Raw genomic sequence first — 13,751 nt, 5'->3', positions numbered from 1 at the left:
GCATAAGCCTCACCCGCCACAAAACCAACTCTCTTGACCGGATTCCCGGCTAAACCCGCCAGGGTGGGACGCTATTACGGCATCGGCGAGCAACTGGCACTGGGCAATTGGTCAATCCAACTGCGAATCAGTTGAGCACCCTCCTGATGCGTTGTGCTACGGCCCAGCTCGGGCATCTTGTGCCGGCTGTCTGTCGTTTCGATGCGGAACAGCAGGTAGGACTCATCCGCGTTGCCTGGAATCACGTCGTACGGATAACCCTCTTTGCCGCCGGCCACCGGGTCCTTGCAGACTCCGAATTTGCCCGGCGAGTCAGCGTAGACGCGGTTGTACTCCAACTGCACGCCGCTACTGCCTGCGGGGCCGGCATAGTCGGCCGGCAGGGTGAGGTCTGCCCGGTGGCAATGGGCGCAGTTGATGTCCAGGTAGGCCCTGGCCTTGTCGTTCAGTTCTGCGTCGCTCAGTGACGGGATGTGGGTTTCGTCATTGAACACCGGTGCCTGTTCCACACTGTTGAAATCCGCCGGTAACCCAGTGAGCAGTTCGCCTTCCGACCAGTATTGAAGCTGGTTGTAGACCGTGCCGTCCGGGTAGCTGAAATCCTTGTTCAGATAACGGGCCTTGGGGCCAATGGGCAGAAAAATCTGCTCACGCTGGTCATCCGGCCCCGCCAGGTCTGGCACAATGGAGTGGCAGGAGTTGCAGTCCGCAGCTTTGGGCACCGCATAATCAAAGGTGAGCGTCTGTCCCTGGTTGTTGATGGTGGTCAGGTCGGTCAGGCGTTTCCCCGCAATGGCGAGTGTCGCCTCGGACTCTGACGACCAGTAATAAGGCAATGCCATCCAGCCATCGACCCGGTGGATCAACAGGCGGGTTTCGATCACCAGCTCCGCACCGTCAGGCATGGCGGTATTTTCCGGTAGGGCGAAAGTCTTGGTAATGACCGTCCCAACCGGAAAATCCAGCGCCTCTGATGGGTTGTAACCCACGGTCTTGCCTTCCGGCACAAACACAAAACGGTACTTACTGGTGTAATCGGAGAACAACGCCGTGGAGAGATCATAAGGCACCCCGCCCAGGGTCGGCCCGGCCGTTGGATCACTGGCATCGGTAAACAGATTGTAGTCGGAGAGCTTCGGGCACACCTCCGTCATCAAGGCGTCCCAGTTCACCCCATTCGTGGTTGCACTGCAGCTGCCCTCCGCTCCTGTCGGCGCACCAGCACCGGCATTCAGTGCGCTGCCGGTCGGGTTGGAGCCACTATCGTCCGACGAATCACCACCTCCTCCGCCGCCACACGCAGCCAGAAGAAAAGACGTCACCACACCCGCCGCAATCGTTTTATTACTGTGTTTCATTGGAGACGCTCCCTTACAGCGCGCAGGCCGCTTCGGCCAGATCATCCCCGGTGCAGCCGTAGATGTTGTTGCGGAAGTTCACCACCGCTGGCGCCAGTCGCGGCTGGACGCAGTTCAAGTAGGTGTTGTTGACCATTTGATCGATTAACAGGTGGGGCAGAGGATTGCCATCGCCATCAACCATGGTTACGTCGGCAGGATCATCCGGATAGACCAGTCCGGTATTCACTTCGTCATAGTCTGGCGCCGGGTTGCCATTGATGTTGCTGTTGGCACAAATCTGGTCGCCTGCGCCGTAAGGGTCGTAGTTCACCCCATCGGCCTGCGCCTCGGCGCCAACCAGGGCATTGAAGCCAGCCAACTCTCCGGCATTCGACAGCAGTTCACCGATTCCGTCATACAGAATCGCAGGAAAGGTTTGCGGCGCCCCCTTGCTGTTCATGTTCGAGGAGTAACCATCAATAACCGGCTGAAGTAGCGCACCTCGCGGGTTATCGCCGTTCCGGGCAATGGTGTTGTTATGCAGGTAGACGTTCTTCAGTGTCGGGCTCCAACCATTGCCCATGGTGGCGCCGTAGTTGGCCGGGTAACTGGCAAGGTCATCATCAACCAGCAGATAGCTGGTGATCGCGACCGCCGTGGTGTCATTGTCCGTTATCTGGTTGTTGTACATTTCCACGTCACTGGTGGCCAGCACCAGGACGCCGGTTCCCGGTGGCACCGTGCCAACCACGCCAGCGCCTACGTTATCGGCGTTGTTGTTGTAGGCCTGGTTGTTAAAAACACGAACATTGCCGCCGTAGGCCTTATCCAGCCCTGGCAAGTCGAACACCAGGATGCCGCCAGAGTTTGCGAGCGCGATGTTGTTGTACACATCCGCCATGGTGGAGTTTTCAATCTCAATGCCGGCCACGTTCTGTTTGGCGGTATTGTTCCGAACCACAATGTTTTCGGACTGCCCCACATAGATGCCCGCATCCGCCGACCCGAAGGCGTAGTTGTTCTCCAGCAGCACGTTCTGGCTTTTCAGCGGGTACAGCCCGTAGGCGCCGTTGGCCGACTCCAACTCGCCTTCCCAGACCGTGGCGGTATAAGTCATATGGATGCCGTTGACGTTGGTGGCCTTGATGCCGTTCTTCGGCGCCTCGTACACACCGAAGTCCCGCACCGTAATACCGTTCCCGCCCTGGAAGCGGAACGCGTCGTCGCCATTGGACGTGCTGAAATCCAGCGCAGTTTCGTTGATGCCGTAGCCGGTGAGGGTCAGCCCACTGGCACTGTTGATGACAATGCTCTCGGTCACCACAAACCGCCCTTTTGGCAGAACCACCAGGGCATCCTCCGGCAAATCGAACAACGCCACGGACAGTGCCTCGGTAATGTCGTCACCGTCTGCAGCATCCGGCGCTACAAGGATGGCGTCTTCAGGAATGGAAAAACCAGACGTGGTCATTGCAAGTTGGGCAACGACATCGGCGGACTGTCCATCGGCTCCGGCCTTGCCGTCTTCTCCATCGTCCCCATCACAACCGGCGAGTAGGAACCCACTTGAAATGGCAGTCACCAACAATAGTTTCTTGAACGTTCTGGCCTGGCGCATCGTAACCTCTGCTTGATCGTGTTGTTGTTATTCAGGCGTTCCCAAAAAGAACGCGGTGTCCCGAACGACACTAAGCAGGATGCGACACGTTGGCGAGAACAACCGATGTGCAGAAAGCCTCACGCCCTGTGCAAATTCTGCAACGGCCCGCGCACCAGGGGTTTGAGAGGAGAAAAGAAGGGCACTGTGCAAAACCTGCAATTCCGGAAATTGCAGGTTTTGATCAGCTGATGTCAGCCCCGAGGCACTGCTGACGGTACTCTGTTGGGGTGGCGTTCTGGATATCCCGAAACGCCCGGTTGAATGAGCTCAGGGTACGGTAGCCAACGTCCAGAGAGATGTTCAGCACGGGTGTGCCCGGTTCGTTCCGCAAACGTTCAGCGGCGTCGGCTACCCGGAGCTGGTTGATGTAGTCATTGAAGTTTCGATAACCCAAAGCCTGGTTAATCACCTTGCGCAAACGGTATTCAGGAATCTCAGTGACTTCCGACAGCTTTTTGAGAGTCAGCTTCTCTGTTCGATAGAAGCCGGCATCCATGGTTCGGCAAAGCACTGAGGCGTCCTGCTCCTGTTGTGCAAAGTGTGCCTCGTTAGCCTCCTGGGGCTCTGTCTCTGGAGTTGGTCTGGGCTGCGGCTGTGGCGAACCGGCAGGCCGATCGCTGCCCACCAGATCCATGATTCCCTCCCGCGCCGTAACCAGGCAGATCAGGGTTGCGAAAGCCGCCAGCCCCGTGATGATCCCGCGGATGTACTCATGATAAAGCCCGAAGTTCAGGCTGACCGTCGCCACGCCTACGGCGCTGCCGACAATCAACAAAAAGGCCAGACGGGCCTTCCTGCGGGCTTCCACCAGATCGTTTCGCCAGTACCGAATCACAAAACTGAGGCCATGCAGCAGCACCACGTACTCGAAGAACTGGCCCAGCCGCCATCCGAAGAACACCGCCGGAGTCCACGCGTCACCGGGCTCTACGAAGGGCCGCGCCAACGCTGGCGCCAGAAAGCTGTATAGCGCCATCGCGCCCCACACTGACTTCAAACGCGGTCGCGGCGCAAAAATCAGCTGACACAGTAGCCAGAACAAGGCGGGCAACGCGGTTTGCAGGTCGGAAGTGATCCAGCGCCATTCGGCTGGAATCAAAGGATCGACCAGGAACGCCACAGACCCAACAATCACCAGCAGGAACAACTGGCCAACCAGCAAATGCCGGAAGTCTCGCAACGTAATCACAAACAGGGGCAACAGGCAGCCAAGCCCGAAGCCGGTTAGCAACATCACTGTTTTTACCTTCTTGTTGTTATCTTAACGCTTGATAACGGATGTTAGCCGAAGTGTTGAACGTTTTGATAGCAACTCACTTTTCAAAACGACTCGCGCATGATGTTTTCAATGGTTGGCCTTGGCAACACAACGGGGTTGGCCTTCATGGAAGAAGAGCTGGCAGCCGACTGTGAGGCGGCAATTATGTGCTCTTCCGTCACTCCAATGGATGCCAGCCCGGGCAAGCCACTTTGACAGATCCATTCACGAAAACGTGGTAGTGCCTGATCCGCGGGCGCCTCAAATATGTCTGCAATCCAGCCAACTACCCGATCAATACGAGCCTTATGCTCCGCCTCAAACACGCTATCGCGGTTGGCGGCTATACCTGCCGGCAACAAGGCACCACAGAGGGCACCATGGGGCGCACCAGATAACCCTCCCAACGGACCGGCAATGCCATGAACGACACCCAGCCCCGAGTTTGCAAGTGCAAGCCCACCAAACAGACTCACTTGAGCCATGGCGTCACGCGCCTCTTCAGACTCACCATCCATCAGTTGTTTTAACGCGGCCAGGCCTTTGGGGATCGCCTCTTTGCACAACATGTCGGTGAACAGATTGGAGCGTGACGAGAGATACGGCTCGATGACCTGGGTAATGGCATCCAGCCCTGAGTGCAAGGTAACACCCCGGGGACAATGGTCGGTCAGCGCAGGATCTATCAGGGCAAGGTCAGGGAGCAACTGGTTATCCCGCAGACTCACCTTGCGCTGAGCTTCCGGAATATCAATGACCGCGTTTCGGGTCGCCTCTGCCCCCGTTCCCGAGGTGGTTGGAATCAGGATCAAGGGCAGACGCTGGGTGGATAACGGCAGCCCCTCTCCGACCACCTCCAGGTGGCTCATCAACTCGGTCTGGCTGGACAGCATCGCAGCCAGTACCTTCGCTGAATCCATGACAGAACCACCACCAATGCCGATGACCAGATCGACACCCAATGCTTTGCCTTGCCGAATGGCAGCATTCAGTGTCTGTAAATCTGGTTCCTTATGCACAGACATCGTTTGGACAATATCAACGGCATTCAGTGACTCGAATACCCTGGCAAGTCGATCAGGATGGCGACCATGAACGATCAGTACTCGCTTGCCCAACCTTGTCACCCGGTCGCTCAGTTGGGCTATCTGTCCTCTCCCGAAGACAATGTCGGTCGGAGTTACCAGGCTAAAAGTGTCGGGCATAGAGAAGATCGTCCTCGATATGGATGATGTTCAATTGAACACTAATTACGGTGTCGATCCAAGTGTTCCGATGCCTCTCACCTTGTCTAATGCTCATTTACTGTTATGCTGAATGTTCAATTGAACATCTGATAATAACAAGCTGAGTGAGCTGGTCCTTCCCGGATGTTCAATGCGAGGCAGAGAAACCTCAGGCATGGACCGCTCCACATGGAGAAAAAGAATGAACCTGTCTAAGAAAGTGTTTCCCGGTATTCTCCCGTCGGTGACTCTGGCGGCATCCGCCTTGCTGGTCGGCTTCAGCGGTCAGGCATTTGCGGATTGCGAACGAGGCTCGCTAGACGCCAAGTACTGCGACGAAAACGGCGATATGGTTGCTGACCTGCCAGCGGACAAATCAGAGTGGGTGAATCCCGACACTCTGATCTTTGCCTACACGCCGGTTGAAGACCCCGCCATCTATTCCGACATCTGGCAGCCCTTCATCGATCATCTGTCTGAAGTGACAGGCAAGGATGTTCGCTTCTTCGCCGTGCAATCCAACGCCGCGCAAGTGGAAGCCATGCGCAGCGGCCGTTTGCATGTGGCGGGCTTTTCTACCGGCCCAACGCCTTTCGCGGTTAATCTCGCCGGTGCGGTGCCCTTCGCCTTGATGGGCTCAGACTCCGGGCAGTTCGGCTACTCGCTTCAGGTCTACACCCACGTCGATTCCGACATCCATGAAATAACCGACCTGAAAGGTAAGCGCGTCGCACACACCTCCCCTACCTCGAACTCCGGTAACCAGGCCCCCCGTGCCCTGTTCCCGGAAATGGGCGTGGTACCAGGTGACGACTATGAAATCACCTTCTCCGGCAGCCATGACCAGTCCATGCTCGGCGTGGTGGCCAAGGATTACGACGCGGCTCCTGTGGCCTCCGAAGTGGTTGAGCGTATGGCCGCGCGTGGGCTTTACGACGAGGAAGATGTGCGTCTGGTGTGGGAGTCCGACCGGTTCCCGACAACCTCCTATAACCACGCCCACAACCTGCATCCCGAGCTGGTCGAGAAAATTCGTGAAGCCTTTTACAGCTTCAAGTTTTCCGGCACCGAGCTGGGCGAAGAGTTTGAGGGCGTCGAAACCTTCATCCCCATCAACTACAAGGACAACTGGCGCGTAATTCGCACCATCCAGGCGTCCAACGGCGTTCAGTACACGCCCGACAATCTGAAATAAGAGCAACAGGCGCTTCCGGCCAATGGCCGGAAGCTCTGGCCGGAGTGAATTCATGTTAGAAATTACCAACCTGGTAAAGCGATACGGGCACAATGAGCCGGTGCTAAAAGGCCTGGATCTTGAGGTTGACGGCAGCAGCGTCGTTTCCATCGTCGGCGCTTCGGGCGCGGGGAAAAGCACACTGCTGCGCTGCATCAACCGGCTGGTTGAGCCCACATCGGGTTCGATCAAGTTGAATGGCCACCAACTGGTCAATCTTCGCGGCAGCGAATTACGACATTCCCGCCGGCGTATCGGCATGGTTTTTCAGGGGTTTAACCTGATTGATCGCTTGACGGTCATGGAGAACGTACTGTCCGGGCGTCTGGGCTATGTGTCACTGTTCCAGGCCCTGACCCGCCGCTTCCCTCAATCGGATATCGATCGCGCCTTCCACCTGATGGAGCGCGTGGGTATCGCCCACTACGCCAACAATCGAGCCGACCAGTTGTCCGGGGGTGAACGGCAACGGGTAGCCGTAGTGCGGGCACTGATGCAGGAGCCGGAGATTCTGCTGGCGGATGAGCCAACCGCGTCGCTGGACCCCAAAACCTCTCAGCAGATCATGAGCCTGCTCCAAACCCTAGCCAGCGAAATGTCGCTGCCGGTGCTGATCAACATCCACAACGTCACTCAGGCGCGGATGTACACGGATCGCATTGTGGGTATGCGTCACGGTCAGATGATTTTTGACGGTTCGCCCAAGGACTTCAACCAGGATGCGCTGGATGCCATTTACGGCGGCATTGAGTCCCCGGACGAGGATGCGGCTGAGGCCGGCGCCCAAACCCAGGAGGCGACCGTATGACCACCGGCAGAACTGCAACCGACATGACGTCGGGCAGGGTCTGGAAGAAGCCCCCGTTCATAGCCAACCCCTGGCTCCGCTATGGCTTGATCGCCGTTACCCTGACCTATCTCTACTGGGCTTTCTCCACGCTGCCCTTTGATTGGGCGCGAATTTCCGAGGGCCTGCCCCGAGCCGCCAAAATATTCGGTGGAGCCTTTCCTCCCAGCTTTGAGCGTGCCGGACTCTTGTGGACCGGCTTCAAGGAAAGCTTCCAGATTGCATTCCTGGCAACCCTGCTTGGGGTGTTTCTGTCGATACCTATTGCGGTGATGGCTGCTAAAAACGTGGCTCCGAAGCCAGTCTATCTGGTGGGGCGCGCTATCATCATTATCTCCCGCAGCTTCCACCCGGTCATCGTGGCCATCCTGTTTGTGGCGGCCGTCGGGTTTGGCCCCATGGCAGGCATCCTGACCCTGACACTCTATTCCATCGGGTTCGTGGCCAAACTGTTGGCCGAAGAAATCGAAGAAATCGACTGGGGCCAGGTGGAAGCCATGCGCTCCGTCGGCGCAGGATATCTGAAGATGCTGATCTACGGCGTGTTTCCGCAGATCATGCCACGCCAGATTGGGCTATCCATGTACCAGCTCGACAGCAACCTGCGCGCTTCCGCGGTGGTTGGCATTGTCGGAGCAGGCGGTATTGGCGGCACACTGATGAATGCGTTCGGACGTTACGATTACGACTTCGCCTTTGCCATTCTGCTGATGATTATTGGCATCATTCTGGTCAGCGAAGGCATAAGCGGATGGGTGAGGAAAAAAGTATGGTAGATCACGCTGCGAAACTGACTGACCGTGTTTGGTCCCGCTACGACCGGAAAGAACAGTGGACCCGCTATGGGATCTACCTGGTAACCCTGATTGCGATTGTCTGGGCGGTGCGTGACATCGACATTTTCTGGCCCTGGGTGTGGGACGCCCCCAACCAGATCCAGAACCTGGGTGCACGCATGTGGCCACCGGAGTTCAGCACCTGGAATGCCATCTTCGCGGCCATGCTGGAAACCGTACACATTGCCACCCTGTCTACCATGCTCACGATATTCATTGCCCTGCCGGTGTCCTATATCGCGGCGCAGAACACCACACCGAACAAGGCCACCCTGTGGCTCGGTCGGTTTATTCTTGTGTCCAGCCGCTCAGTAAACACCATCATCTGGGCCCTGCTGTTCGTCGCCATTTTCGGCCCTGGGGTACTTGCGGGCATTCTGGCGGTTATGTTCCGGTCAATCGGTTTCATTGGTAAACTGATGGGCGAGGCTATCGAGGAGATCGATCGCCGCCCCGTCGAAGCTATGCAGGCAACCGGCGCCAGCAAAATGAAAGTAGTGCTGTACGCGATCGTGCCGCAGGTAATGCCAGCCTTTTTTGCCATCATCATCCTGCGCTGGGATATCAACATCCGTGAATCCACCGTGCTTGGTTTGGTGGGCGCCGGTGGCATCGGAGTGCTGCTGCAAGGGTCTATCGACCTGTTTGCCTGGCAGACGGTGGCCACGATTCTGCTCGCTATTGTGGTGTTGGTGATTCTGGGCGAAGCACTAACCAGCGCCTTGCGCAAGAAAGTTATCTGACGCGGAAAACCCAGTCCATGACAAACAGCTTTAACTTTGGCCAAGCGGACGTATTGTTTACCGACGTGGACGATACCCTGACCACCGATGGTCAATTGCTGCCAGAAACCTATCTGGCCCTTTGTCGGCTGGCAGCGGCTGGTATTCGCGTGATTCCGGTGACCGGGGGTTGCGCCGGCTGGTGCGACCAGATCATCAGAACGTGGCCGGTCACTGCCGTAATTGGTGAAGGCGGCGCCTTCTACGCCGAGCGGACCGCCCCCCAGACGGTCCGCTGGCACTACTGGAACGACGCAGCCGGCCATAAGCGCGACCAAGAGGCCATACTGACTGCAGTCGCCGCACTGGATCTGGACTTCGAGCCACAACTCGCCAGCGACCAGGCCTTCCGCTATGTCGATGTAGCGGTCGACTACAACCAGCAGCAGTCTTTAAGCTCAGAGCAAGTAGCGGTTCTTCATAATGCTCTGGTTGGCCGGGGCTTCAACGTTCGGCAAAGCTCGATCCACCTCAACGTCTGGCTCGGCGATTTTGACAAGTCCACGATGGCCGTGCGTGTAGGGCAGGAAGTGTTGGGACTGGATCGTCAGGCGTTGCAGCAGCGCGCGGTTTTCATCGGCGATGCACCCAATGATGAAAGCATGTTTCGATGTTTTCCATTAAGTGTTGGCGTGGCAAACATTCGCAAGCATCTGCCCGGGATGACCCATCGGCCGGCCGCCGTTGTCAGCCAGCGTTCCGGGCTGGGCTTCGCGGAGATGGCCGAAAACTGGCTGAGGCAACGGACCGAATCCGACCTGCCTCAGGCCGAAATACATCCTGTGTGATCAAGCCAGGGGTAATGGACCGAGTATCTAATCTGATGGGCGCCAAAGATCGGCAAAAAAGCATTCTGGATTGGGTGAACGAGCAGAAGCATGTCGAGGTTGAAGACATTGCCCAACGCTTTGGAGTCACCACCCAAACCATTCGCCGAGACATCAACAAACTGTGCGAACAGGGTGTGCTACGTCGTCGTTATGGCGGCGTCAGCCTACCGGCCAGTGCCACGGTTTCTCCCGTTGAAAACGCGCGGATCCATCATCATGCCACCAAGCAGCAGATGGCTCAGCGGGTTGCAATGGATATTCCTGAAGGCGCCACCGTCAGCCTGGGCGTCGGCAGCACCATCGAACTGGTGGCGAAAGCGCTGATTCATCATCAGTCACTGCGCATCCTGACCAACAACCTTAGTGTGGCCTCTGCGCTTTCCGGTAATTCCGGCATCGAAGTCATCGTTTCCGGTGGGCAATACCGGCACAACCACCATGATGTGGTCGGGCCGGAAGTGACCGGATTTTTCAGCTCCTTCATCACCGACTTTGGCATCATCAGCACCGGTAGCATGGACCCACAGCATGGCCTGATGGATTTTGATATCCGCGAGGCCGAAGTCAGCCGGGCCATCATTTCCAACACCCGGTCACGCTTGCTGGTGGCCAACCATAGCAAATGGTCCCAAAGCTCTCATTGTAAAGTCGCCTCATTCAAGTATGTGGATCGCTTCTACACCGACTTCATTAGTGCCGGAAAACAGATAGGCCTGCCTGCGTCGCTTGAAATCATCGAGTGTGTTGGAGCTTAACGAGTCCGAACGTTCGCAAGGCGGTGCAGTGAATATCTCCTACTTAACCCTGCCAGATTCTCAGCATTGCGCCTGCACCCAGAACGAGCGCCCCGCCGACTTCCCCGACGATCAGCAACAGCATGAAGAACCCGGTCACCCAGGACGGCAATTGCCGCTTACCCAGGCGGTGGGGCCGGCGCAATTGGTTGTCTGTATCCTGAAGCAGGCCGTGAATCACATAGGTACCAATTGCAAAGGCGAAAAACACCAGTGCAGCCACGGCGGCAGTCGTGTTAACCCAATCAGCCAGCACACTATGAGCGCTGAACGCCGCCAGCAGCAGCGCCGCAAAGCTGTAGAGCAGCGAACTGCGGTGAGCGATATCCACATATACCGGCGAGGTAGCGTCCTCACTCCGCGCCATATGCCGGTATTTCCAAATGCCGGTAAGCAGGCCTGTCATAAAAAACAGGAAAGCCGCTGAAAGGCAGATTTTTTCAGCCAGAGACATGCCGTCGCTCCGTGGTTATTATTAACAGGCTGAATTATGCCACTGGAAAGACGGTGCGGTAGGATAAAACAGGAAACACGTATCTTTCGGCCTTTGATGACCAGTTGATTCCCCATGACACGACCCAAACGCATCTACCTCGCCGGCCCGGAAGTCTTTTCCCCGGCAGCAGCCCGCTTCAGCTTTGCCAGAAAGCCTTGCTACGCTCATCCATTGGGAAAAAATGCTCGATCCGCAAGTTCTGTGCGGTGACATCCAAAGGCGTGCCTATCGTTGCAATGGTCGAAAAGATTCTAAGCTGCTGATCTCCCAGGTTCAGGGTAAAAGGAATCGCCGGGTAGTCGAGATGTTCCACCACGTGGCTTTTCCAGTTCTGTGGAACACCGGGCAGAGTCAAGGCATGCTCCAGCAATCGGTTGGGCTGGTCCCGGAAGGGGCCGGCTAGATGCTCATGGTAGACCCGCTGCAGCATGTGGCATGCGATGTTTCCCCAATCTCCCACAAAGGGTTTCATGCCCTCGTTGTCCAACAGCGATAGCAGAAAGTTCGGCCTTGCGGGAAAGTGAGCACCCAGTTCCACCATTCTTACCATCATCGCCTGCATGGCCGTGTTAGCCATCACCAAATAGTACTCGTGATCAAAGACAACCGCCGGGTACGGCAGGTGCGCCTGCAAGAGGTGATCAAGCGCTTCTTTGATCATCGCCATGCCTGGCGCGTTCAAATCCTGATCGCTGTAAACCTGGCTGTAACCCGCCGCAGACAGCAGGCGGTTGGTCGCCGCCAGATCCGTCTGAAGCATCTGCGCCAAATGCAGAACCATGCCCTTACTGGGCTGGCTTCGGCCCGTTTCCAGAAAGCTGATGTGCTTCGCCGATACTTCGCATTCCAGGGCGAAATCCATCTGGCTCAACCGTTTACCCTGCCGCATTTCTCTAAAAAGCGTACCGAAGGCGCTCATCGCAGTTCCTGTGAATGTCCGAGTGTTCAGCGATTATCTTCCTCAAGGGTGTGCTGCACCATTACCTCACAGGTAATTGTGCCCATCACCGCCCAGGTAGATGCTTTGTAGCGTAGTCCAACACATTGTGAAACCCGATTGAGGTGATCCTATGAAAAACTTCGTCCGTCAATTCAGCGTAAAACAGGTCGTCCTGAGCGATGTTTTCCTCTCTACACCACTGGCATTGGCACTGATCCTGGCCGCAGAGCCGATCGCCCAGTTAGCGGGAGGGCCAGGTGCAACCTTCTATCTGGTGGTGGGTATAGTGATGTTGCTCTGGTGCGTGGATATGGCTGCTATGGCCATGAACGCACGGTGGCTGGAGAAATACTTCAACCTGATGATGGTTGTGGATGTCAGCTGGGCCCTGCTGTCTCTCGCCTTGATGGTGTGGTTTGCGGACAGCCTGCAGGCGTTGGGCTGGGTGCTGTTCGCAGTGAACATTCTTGTTCCACTGGACATGGCGTGGATGAAACGGGTTGCTGGCAGTAAACCTCTTGAACCTGCATTCAGCTAGCCTTCGAAACACCGGGTAGCGGCAACTCCTGTCGCTACCCGCCTGCTCAGAAGTAGCCCAATAGCCTGCCAAGAGTCAGCGCACTCATCCAGAACACCAGAGACATCAAGGCACCTGCCCTCAAGGGCAAAGGCATGGAAGCACCCATTGGGAGGCTCCGTATATCCCGGCGCTTTAACACCCGAGCAAGTAGCAACGCGTTCGACACTCCCAACAGGACAACCACCATCTTGACCCGGAACAACATCGACCCGGCGTAGTCCACCGCCGCTGTGGCGAATAGAAGCGAACCACAGACCACCGCTAACCCCAAACCAAACGCGGAGGTGACTCGAAGCACATCGACAAACACCATCACAGGGTAGCGGCGCCAGAGCCCCATCAAACGCAAATCCAGCGGCACAATTCCACCAATCAGCAGGGCAACACCAAGAATATGCCCGGCGTTGATCAGCGGGTATGCGAGGATGGAATTGCGCAGCGCCGATACAAAGGCCAGGTTTTCAACAAAGACCAGCGCCGGCTCAATCATTCCCAGGCTCAGGAATCACGACCGGGATACAAGTCGTAGTTCGTCCCATCGATGACAATCCGCTCGGCCTTGACCAACCGTTCGCCCTCTCTGGCGGAACGGTGACCGTGCACGGTCATTTCCCGGCCGACGCTCAAAATCTCTTTACTGAGCCCGACACGGTCGTTACGCCAGGGTTGGCCGACTTCCACAACCCATGCCTCGCCATCAACGTCTATCGTGACCTCGCCATGGGGATTACCAAGGCGCATTGACTGGATGGTACCGGTGATTTCAAATTCCTCGTCCGTGGCCCAGGCCCAACCGTGATGAGCATGAGCGGCAGAGGCAGCGAGAACAGCAACAAGAAACGCAAAACCGAGCAGGTGGGTAAAACGAACGTGAGGCATAGTGAGTCCTCTCATTGCGGGTTTTCAAAGATGAAGAGCAACGACCGAC

At 56.8% G+C, this 13,751-nt stretch carries 15 protein-coding genes; 7 read left to right on the top strand and 8 right to left on the bottom strand.

Annotation, left to right across the window (positions count from 1 at the left end; all coding sequences use genetic code 11):
• Positions 1-74: 74 nt before the first annotated feature.
• From ACTRWH_RS08395 to ACTRWH_RS08380, 4 genes are all read right to left on the bottom strand, one after another.
• Positions 75-1,358 (bottom strand): SO2930 family diheme c-type cytochrome, encoded by a 1,284-nt coding sequence (locus tag ACTRWH_RS08395; RefSeq protein WP_462826278.1) that lies wholly within the window; start codon positions 1,356-1,358, stop codon positions 75-77.
• Positions 1,359-1,371: 13 nt separating this feature from the next.
• Complete coding sequence (locus tag ACTRWH_RS08390; protein WP_007152714.1) at positions 1,372-2,958, bottom strand: parallel beta-helix domain-containing protein; 1,587 nt, start codon at positions 2,956-2,958, stop codon at positions 1,372-1,374.
• 223 nt (positions 2,959-3,181) lie between these two features.
• Complete coding sequence (locus ACTRWH_RS08385) at positions 3,182-4,234, bottom strand: helix-turn-helix domain-containing protein (protein WP_462826305.1); 1,053 nt, start codon at positions 4,232-4,234, stop codon at positions 3,182-3,184.
• 86 nt (positions 4,235-4,320) lie between these two features.
• The gene (locus ACTRWH_RS08380) at positions 4,321-5,463 is read right to left on the bottom strand and encodes an iron-containing alcohol dehydrogenase (protein WP_462826277.1); all 1,143 of its coding nucleotides are present in this window, start codon (positions 5,461-5,463) and stop codon (positions 4,321-4,323) included.
• A 223-nt stretch (positions 5,464-5,686) separates the two neighbouring features.
• Between ACTRWH_RS08380 and phnD the strand changes: the two genes are divergently transcribed.
• The 6 genes from phnD to ACTRWH_RS08350 are packed head-to-tail and all read left to right on the top strand — an operon-like array spanning position 5,687 to position 10,768.
• Positions 5,687-6,679 carry a phosphate/phosphite/phosphonate ABC transporter substrate-binding protein gene (gene phnD / locus ACTRWH_RS08375; protein WP_007152717.1) on the top strand — a complete coding sequence of 331 codons (993 nt, stop codon included), beginning with the start codon at positions 5,687-5,689 and terminating at the stop codon, positions 6,677-6,679.
• A 52-nt stretch (positions 6,680-6,731) separates the two neighbouring features.
• Positions 6,732-7,526, top strand: a complete 795-nt coding sequence (phnC, locus tag ACTRWH_RS08370; protein ID WP_040474321.1) for a phosphonate ABC transporter ATP-binding protein — start codon at positions 6,732-6,734, stop codon at positions 7,524-7,526.
• On the top strand, positions 7,523-8,341 hold the full coding sequence (phnE, locus tag ACTRWH_RS08365; protein WP_085679484.1) for a phosphonate ABC transporter, permease protein PhnE: 819 nt from the start codon (positions 7,523-7,525) through the stop codon (positions 8,339-8,341). Before phnC ends, phnE (ACTRWH_RS08365) begins: the two co-directional genes overlap by 4 nt.
• The gene (phnE, locus tag ACTRWH_RS08360; protein WP_007152720.1) at positions 8,335-9,144 is read left to right on the top strand and encodes a phosphonate ABC transporter, permease protein PhnE; all 810 of its coding nucleotides are present in this window, start codon (positions 8,335-8,337) and stop codon (positions 9,142-9,144) included. The genes phnE (ACTRWH_RS08365) and phnE (ACTRWH_RS08360) overlap by 7 nt, the downstream gene beginning before the upstream one ends.
• Before the next feature lie 17 nt (positions 9,145-9,161).
• Complete coding sequence (locus ACTRWH_RS08355; RefSeq protein WP_085679481.1) at positions 9,162-9,971, top strand: HAD-IIB family hydrolase; 810 nt, start codon at positions 9,162-9,164, stop codon at positions 9,969-9,971.
• Positions 9,972-9,985: 14 nt separating this feature from the next.
• Positions 9,986-10,768, top strand: a complete 783-nt coding sequence (locus ACTRWH_RS08350; RefSeq protein ID WP_462826276.1) for a DeoR family transcriptional regulator — start codon at positions 9,986-9,988, stop codon at positions 10,766-10,768.
• Between the two features lie 43 nt (positions 10,769-10,811).
• On the opposite strand, the gene ACTRWH_RS08345 is transcribed toward ACTRWH_RS08350, so the two are convergent.
• Together ACTRWH_RS08345 and ACTRWH_RS08340 are read right to left on the bottom strand one after the other, a co-directional pair.
• Positions 10,812-11,261, bottom strand: a complete 450-nt coding sequence (locus tag ACTRWH_RS08345) for a hypothetical protein (RefSeq protein ID WP_462826275.1) — start codon at positions 11,259-11,261, stop codon at positions 10,812-10,814.
• A 178-nt stretch (positions 11,262-11,439) separates the two neighbouring features.
• Complete coding sequence (locus ACTRWH_RS08340; RefSeq protein ID WP_085679478.1) at positions 11,440-12,222, bottom strand: helix-turn-helix domain-containing protein; 783 nt, start codon at positions 12,220-12,222, stop codon at positions 11,440-11,442.
• A 151-nt stretch (positions 12,223-12,373) separates the two neighbouring features.
• Between ACTRWH_RS08340 and ACTRWH_RS08335 the strand changes: the two genes are divergently transcribed.
• The gene (locus ACTRWH_RS08335; protein ID WP_213480125.1) at positions 12,374-12,781 is read left to right on the top strand and encodes a hypothetical protein; all 408 of its coding nucleotides are present in this window, start codon (positions 12,374-12,376) and stop codon (positions 12,779-12,781) included.
• A gap of 46 nt (positions 12,782-12,827) precedes the next feature.
• Here the strand turns inward: ACTRWH_RS08335 and ACTRWH_RS08330 are convergent, their stop codons facing one another.
• Positions 12,828-13,313 carry a hypothetical protein gene (locus ACTRWH_RS08330; RefSeq protein ID WP_462826274.1) on the bottom strand — a complete coding sequence of 162 codons (486 nt, stop codon included), beginning with the start codon at positions 13,311-13,313 and terminating at the stop codon, positions 12,828-12,830.
• A gap of 8 nt (positions 13,314-13,321) precedes the next feature.
• Entirely contained in the window at positions 13,322-13,702 is a 381-nt protein-coding gene (locus ACTRWH_RS08325; RefSeq protein ID WP_462826273.1) for a DUF6152 family protein, read from the bottom strand.
• Positions 13,703-13,751 lie beyond the last annotated feature (49 nt).

The organism is Marinobacter sp. G5_S1_61_S3, assembly GCF_054968585.1.
This window is presented reverse-complemented; position numbering and strand designations above follow the sequence as displayed.

What these genes read in the sequence shown, in the direction of transcription:
- phnD (WP_007152717.1), top strand. Translation starts at nt 5,687, where the DNA reads ATGAACCTGTCTAAGAAAGTGTTTCCCGGTATTCTCCCGTCGGTGACT.
- ACTRWH_RS08350 (WP_462826276.1), top strand. Translation starts at nt 9,986, where the DNA reads ATGGACCGAGTATCTAATCTGATGGGCGCCAAAGATCGGCAAAAAAGC.
- ACTRWH_RS08340 (WP_085679478.1), bottom strand. Translation starts at nt 12,222, where the DNA reads ATGAGCGCCTTCGGTACGCTTTTTAGAGAAATGCGGCAGGGTAAACGG.
- ACTRWH_RS08325 (WP_462826273.1), bottom strand. Translation starts at nt 13,702, where the DNA reads ATGCCTCACGTTCGTTTTACCCACCTGCTCGGTTTTGCGTTTCTTGTT.
- ACTRWH_RS08335 (WP_213480125.1), top strand. Translation starts at nt 12,374, where the DNA reads ATGAAAAACTTCGTCCGTCAATTCAGCGTAAAACAGGTCGTCCTGAGC.
- phnC (WP_040474321.1), top strand. Translation starts at nt 6,732, where the DNA reads ATGTTAGAAATTACCAACCTGGTAAAGCGATACGGGCACAATGAGCCG.
- ACTRWH_RS08330 (WP_462826274.1), bottom strand. Translation starts at nt 13,313, where the DNA reads ATGATTGAGCCGGCGCTGGTCTTTGTTGAAAACCTGGCCTTTGTATCG.
- ACTRWH_RS08380 (WP_462826277.1), bottom strand. Translation starts at nt 5,463, where the DNA reads ATGCCCGACACTTTTAGCCTGGTAACTCCGACCGACATTGTCTTCGGG.
- ACTRWH_RS08385 (WP_462826305.1), bottom strand. Translation starts at nt 4,234, where the DNA reads ATGTTGCTAACCGGCTTCGGGCTTGGCTGCCTGTTGCCCCTGTTTGTG.
- phnE (WP_085679484.1), top strand. Translation starts at nt 7,523, where the DNA reads ATGACCACCGGCAGAACTGCAACCGACATGACGTCGGGCAGGGTCTGG.
- ACTRWH_RS08390 (WP_007152714.1), bottom strand. Translation starts at nt 2,958, where the DNA reads ATGCGCCAGGCCAGAACGTTCAAGAAACTATTGTTGGTGACTGCCATT.
- ACTRWH_RS08345 (WP_462826275.1), bottom strand. Translation starts at nt 11,261, where the DNA reads ATGTCTCTGGCTGAAAAAATCTGCCTTTCAGCGGCTTTCCTGTTTTTT.
- ACTRWH_RS08355 (WP_085679481.1), top strand. Translation starts at nt 9,162, where the DNA reads ATGACAAACAGCTTTAACTTTGGCCAAGCGGACGTATTGTTTACCGAC.
- ACTRWH_RS08395 (WP_462826278.1), bottom strand. Translation starts at nt 1,358, where the DNA reads ATGAAACACAGTAATAAAACGATTGCGGCGGGTGTGGTGACGTCTTTT.
- phnE (WP_007152720.1), top strand. Translation starts at nt 8,335, where the DNA reads ATGGTAGATCACGCTGCGAAACTGACTGACCGTGTTTGGTCCCGCTAC.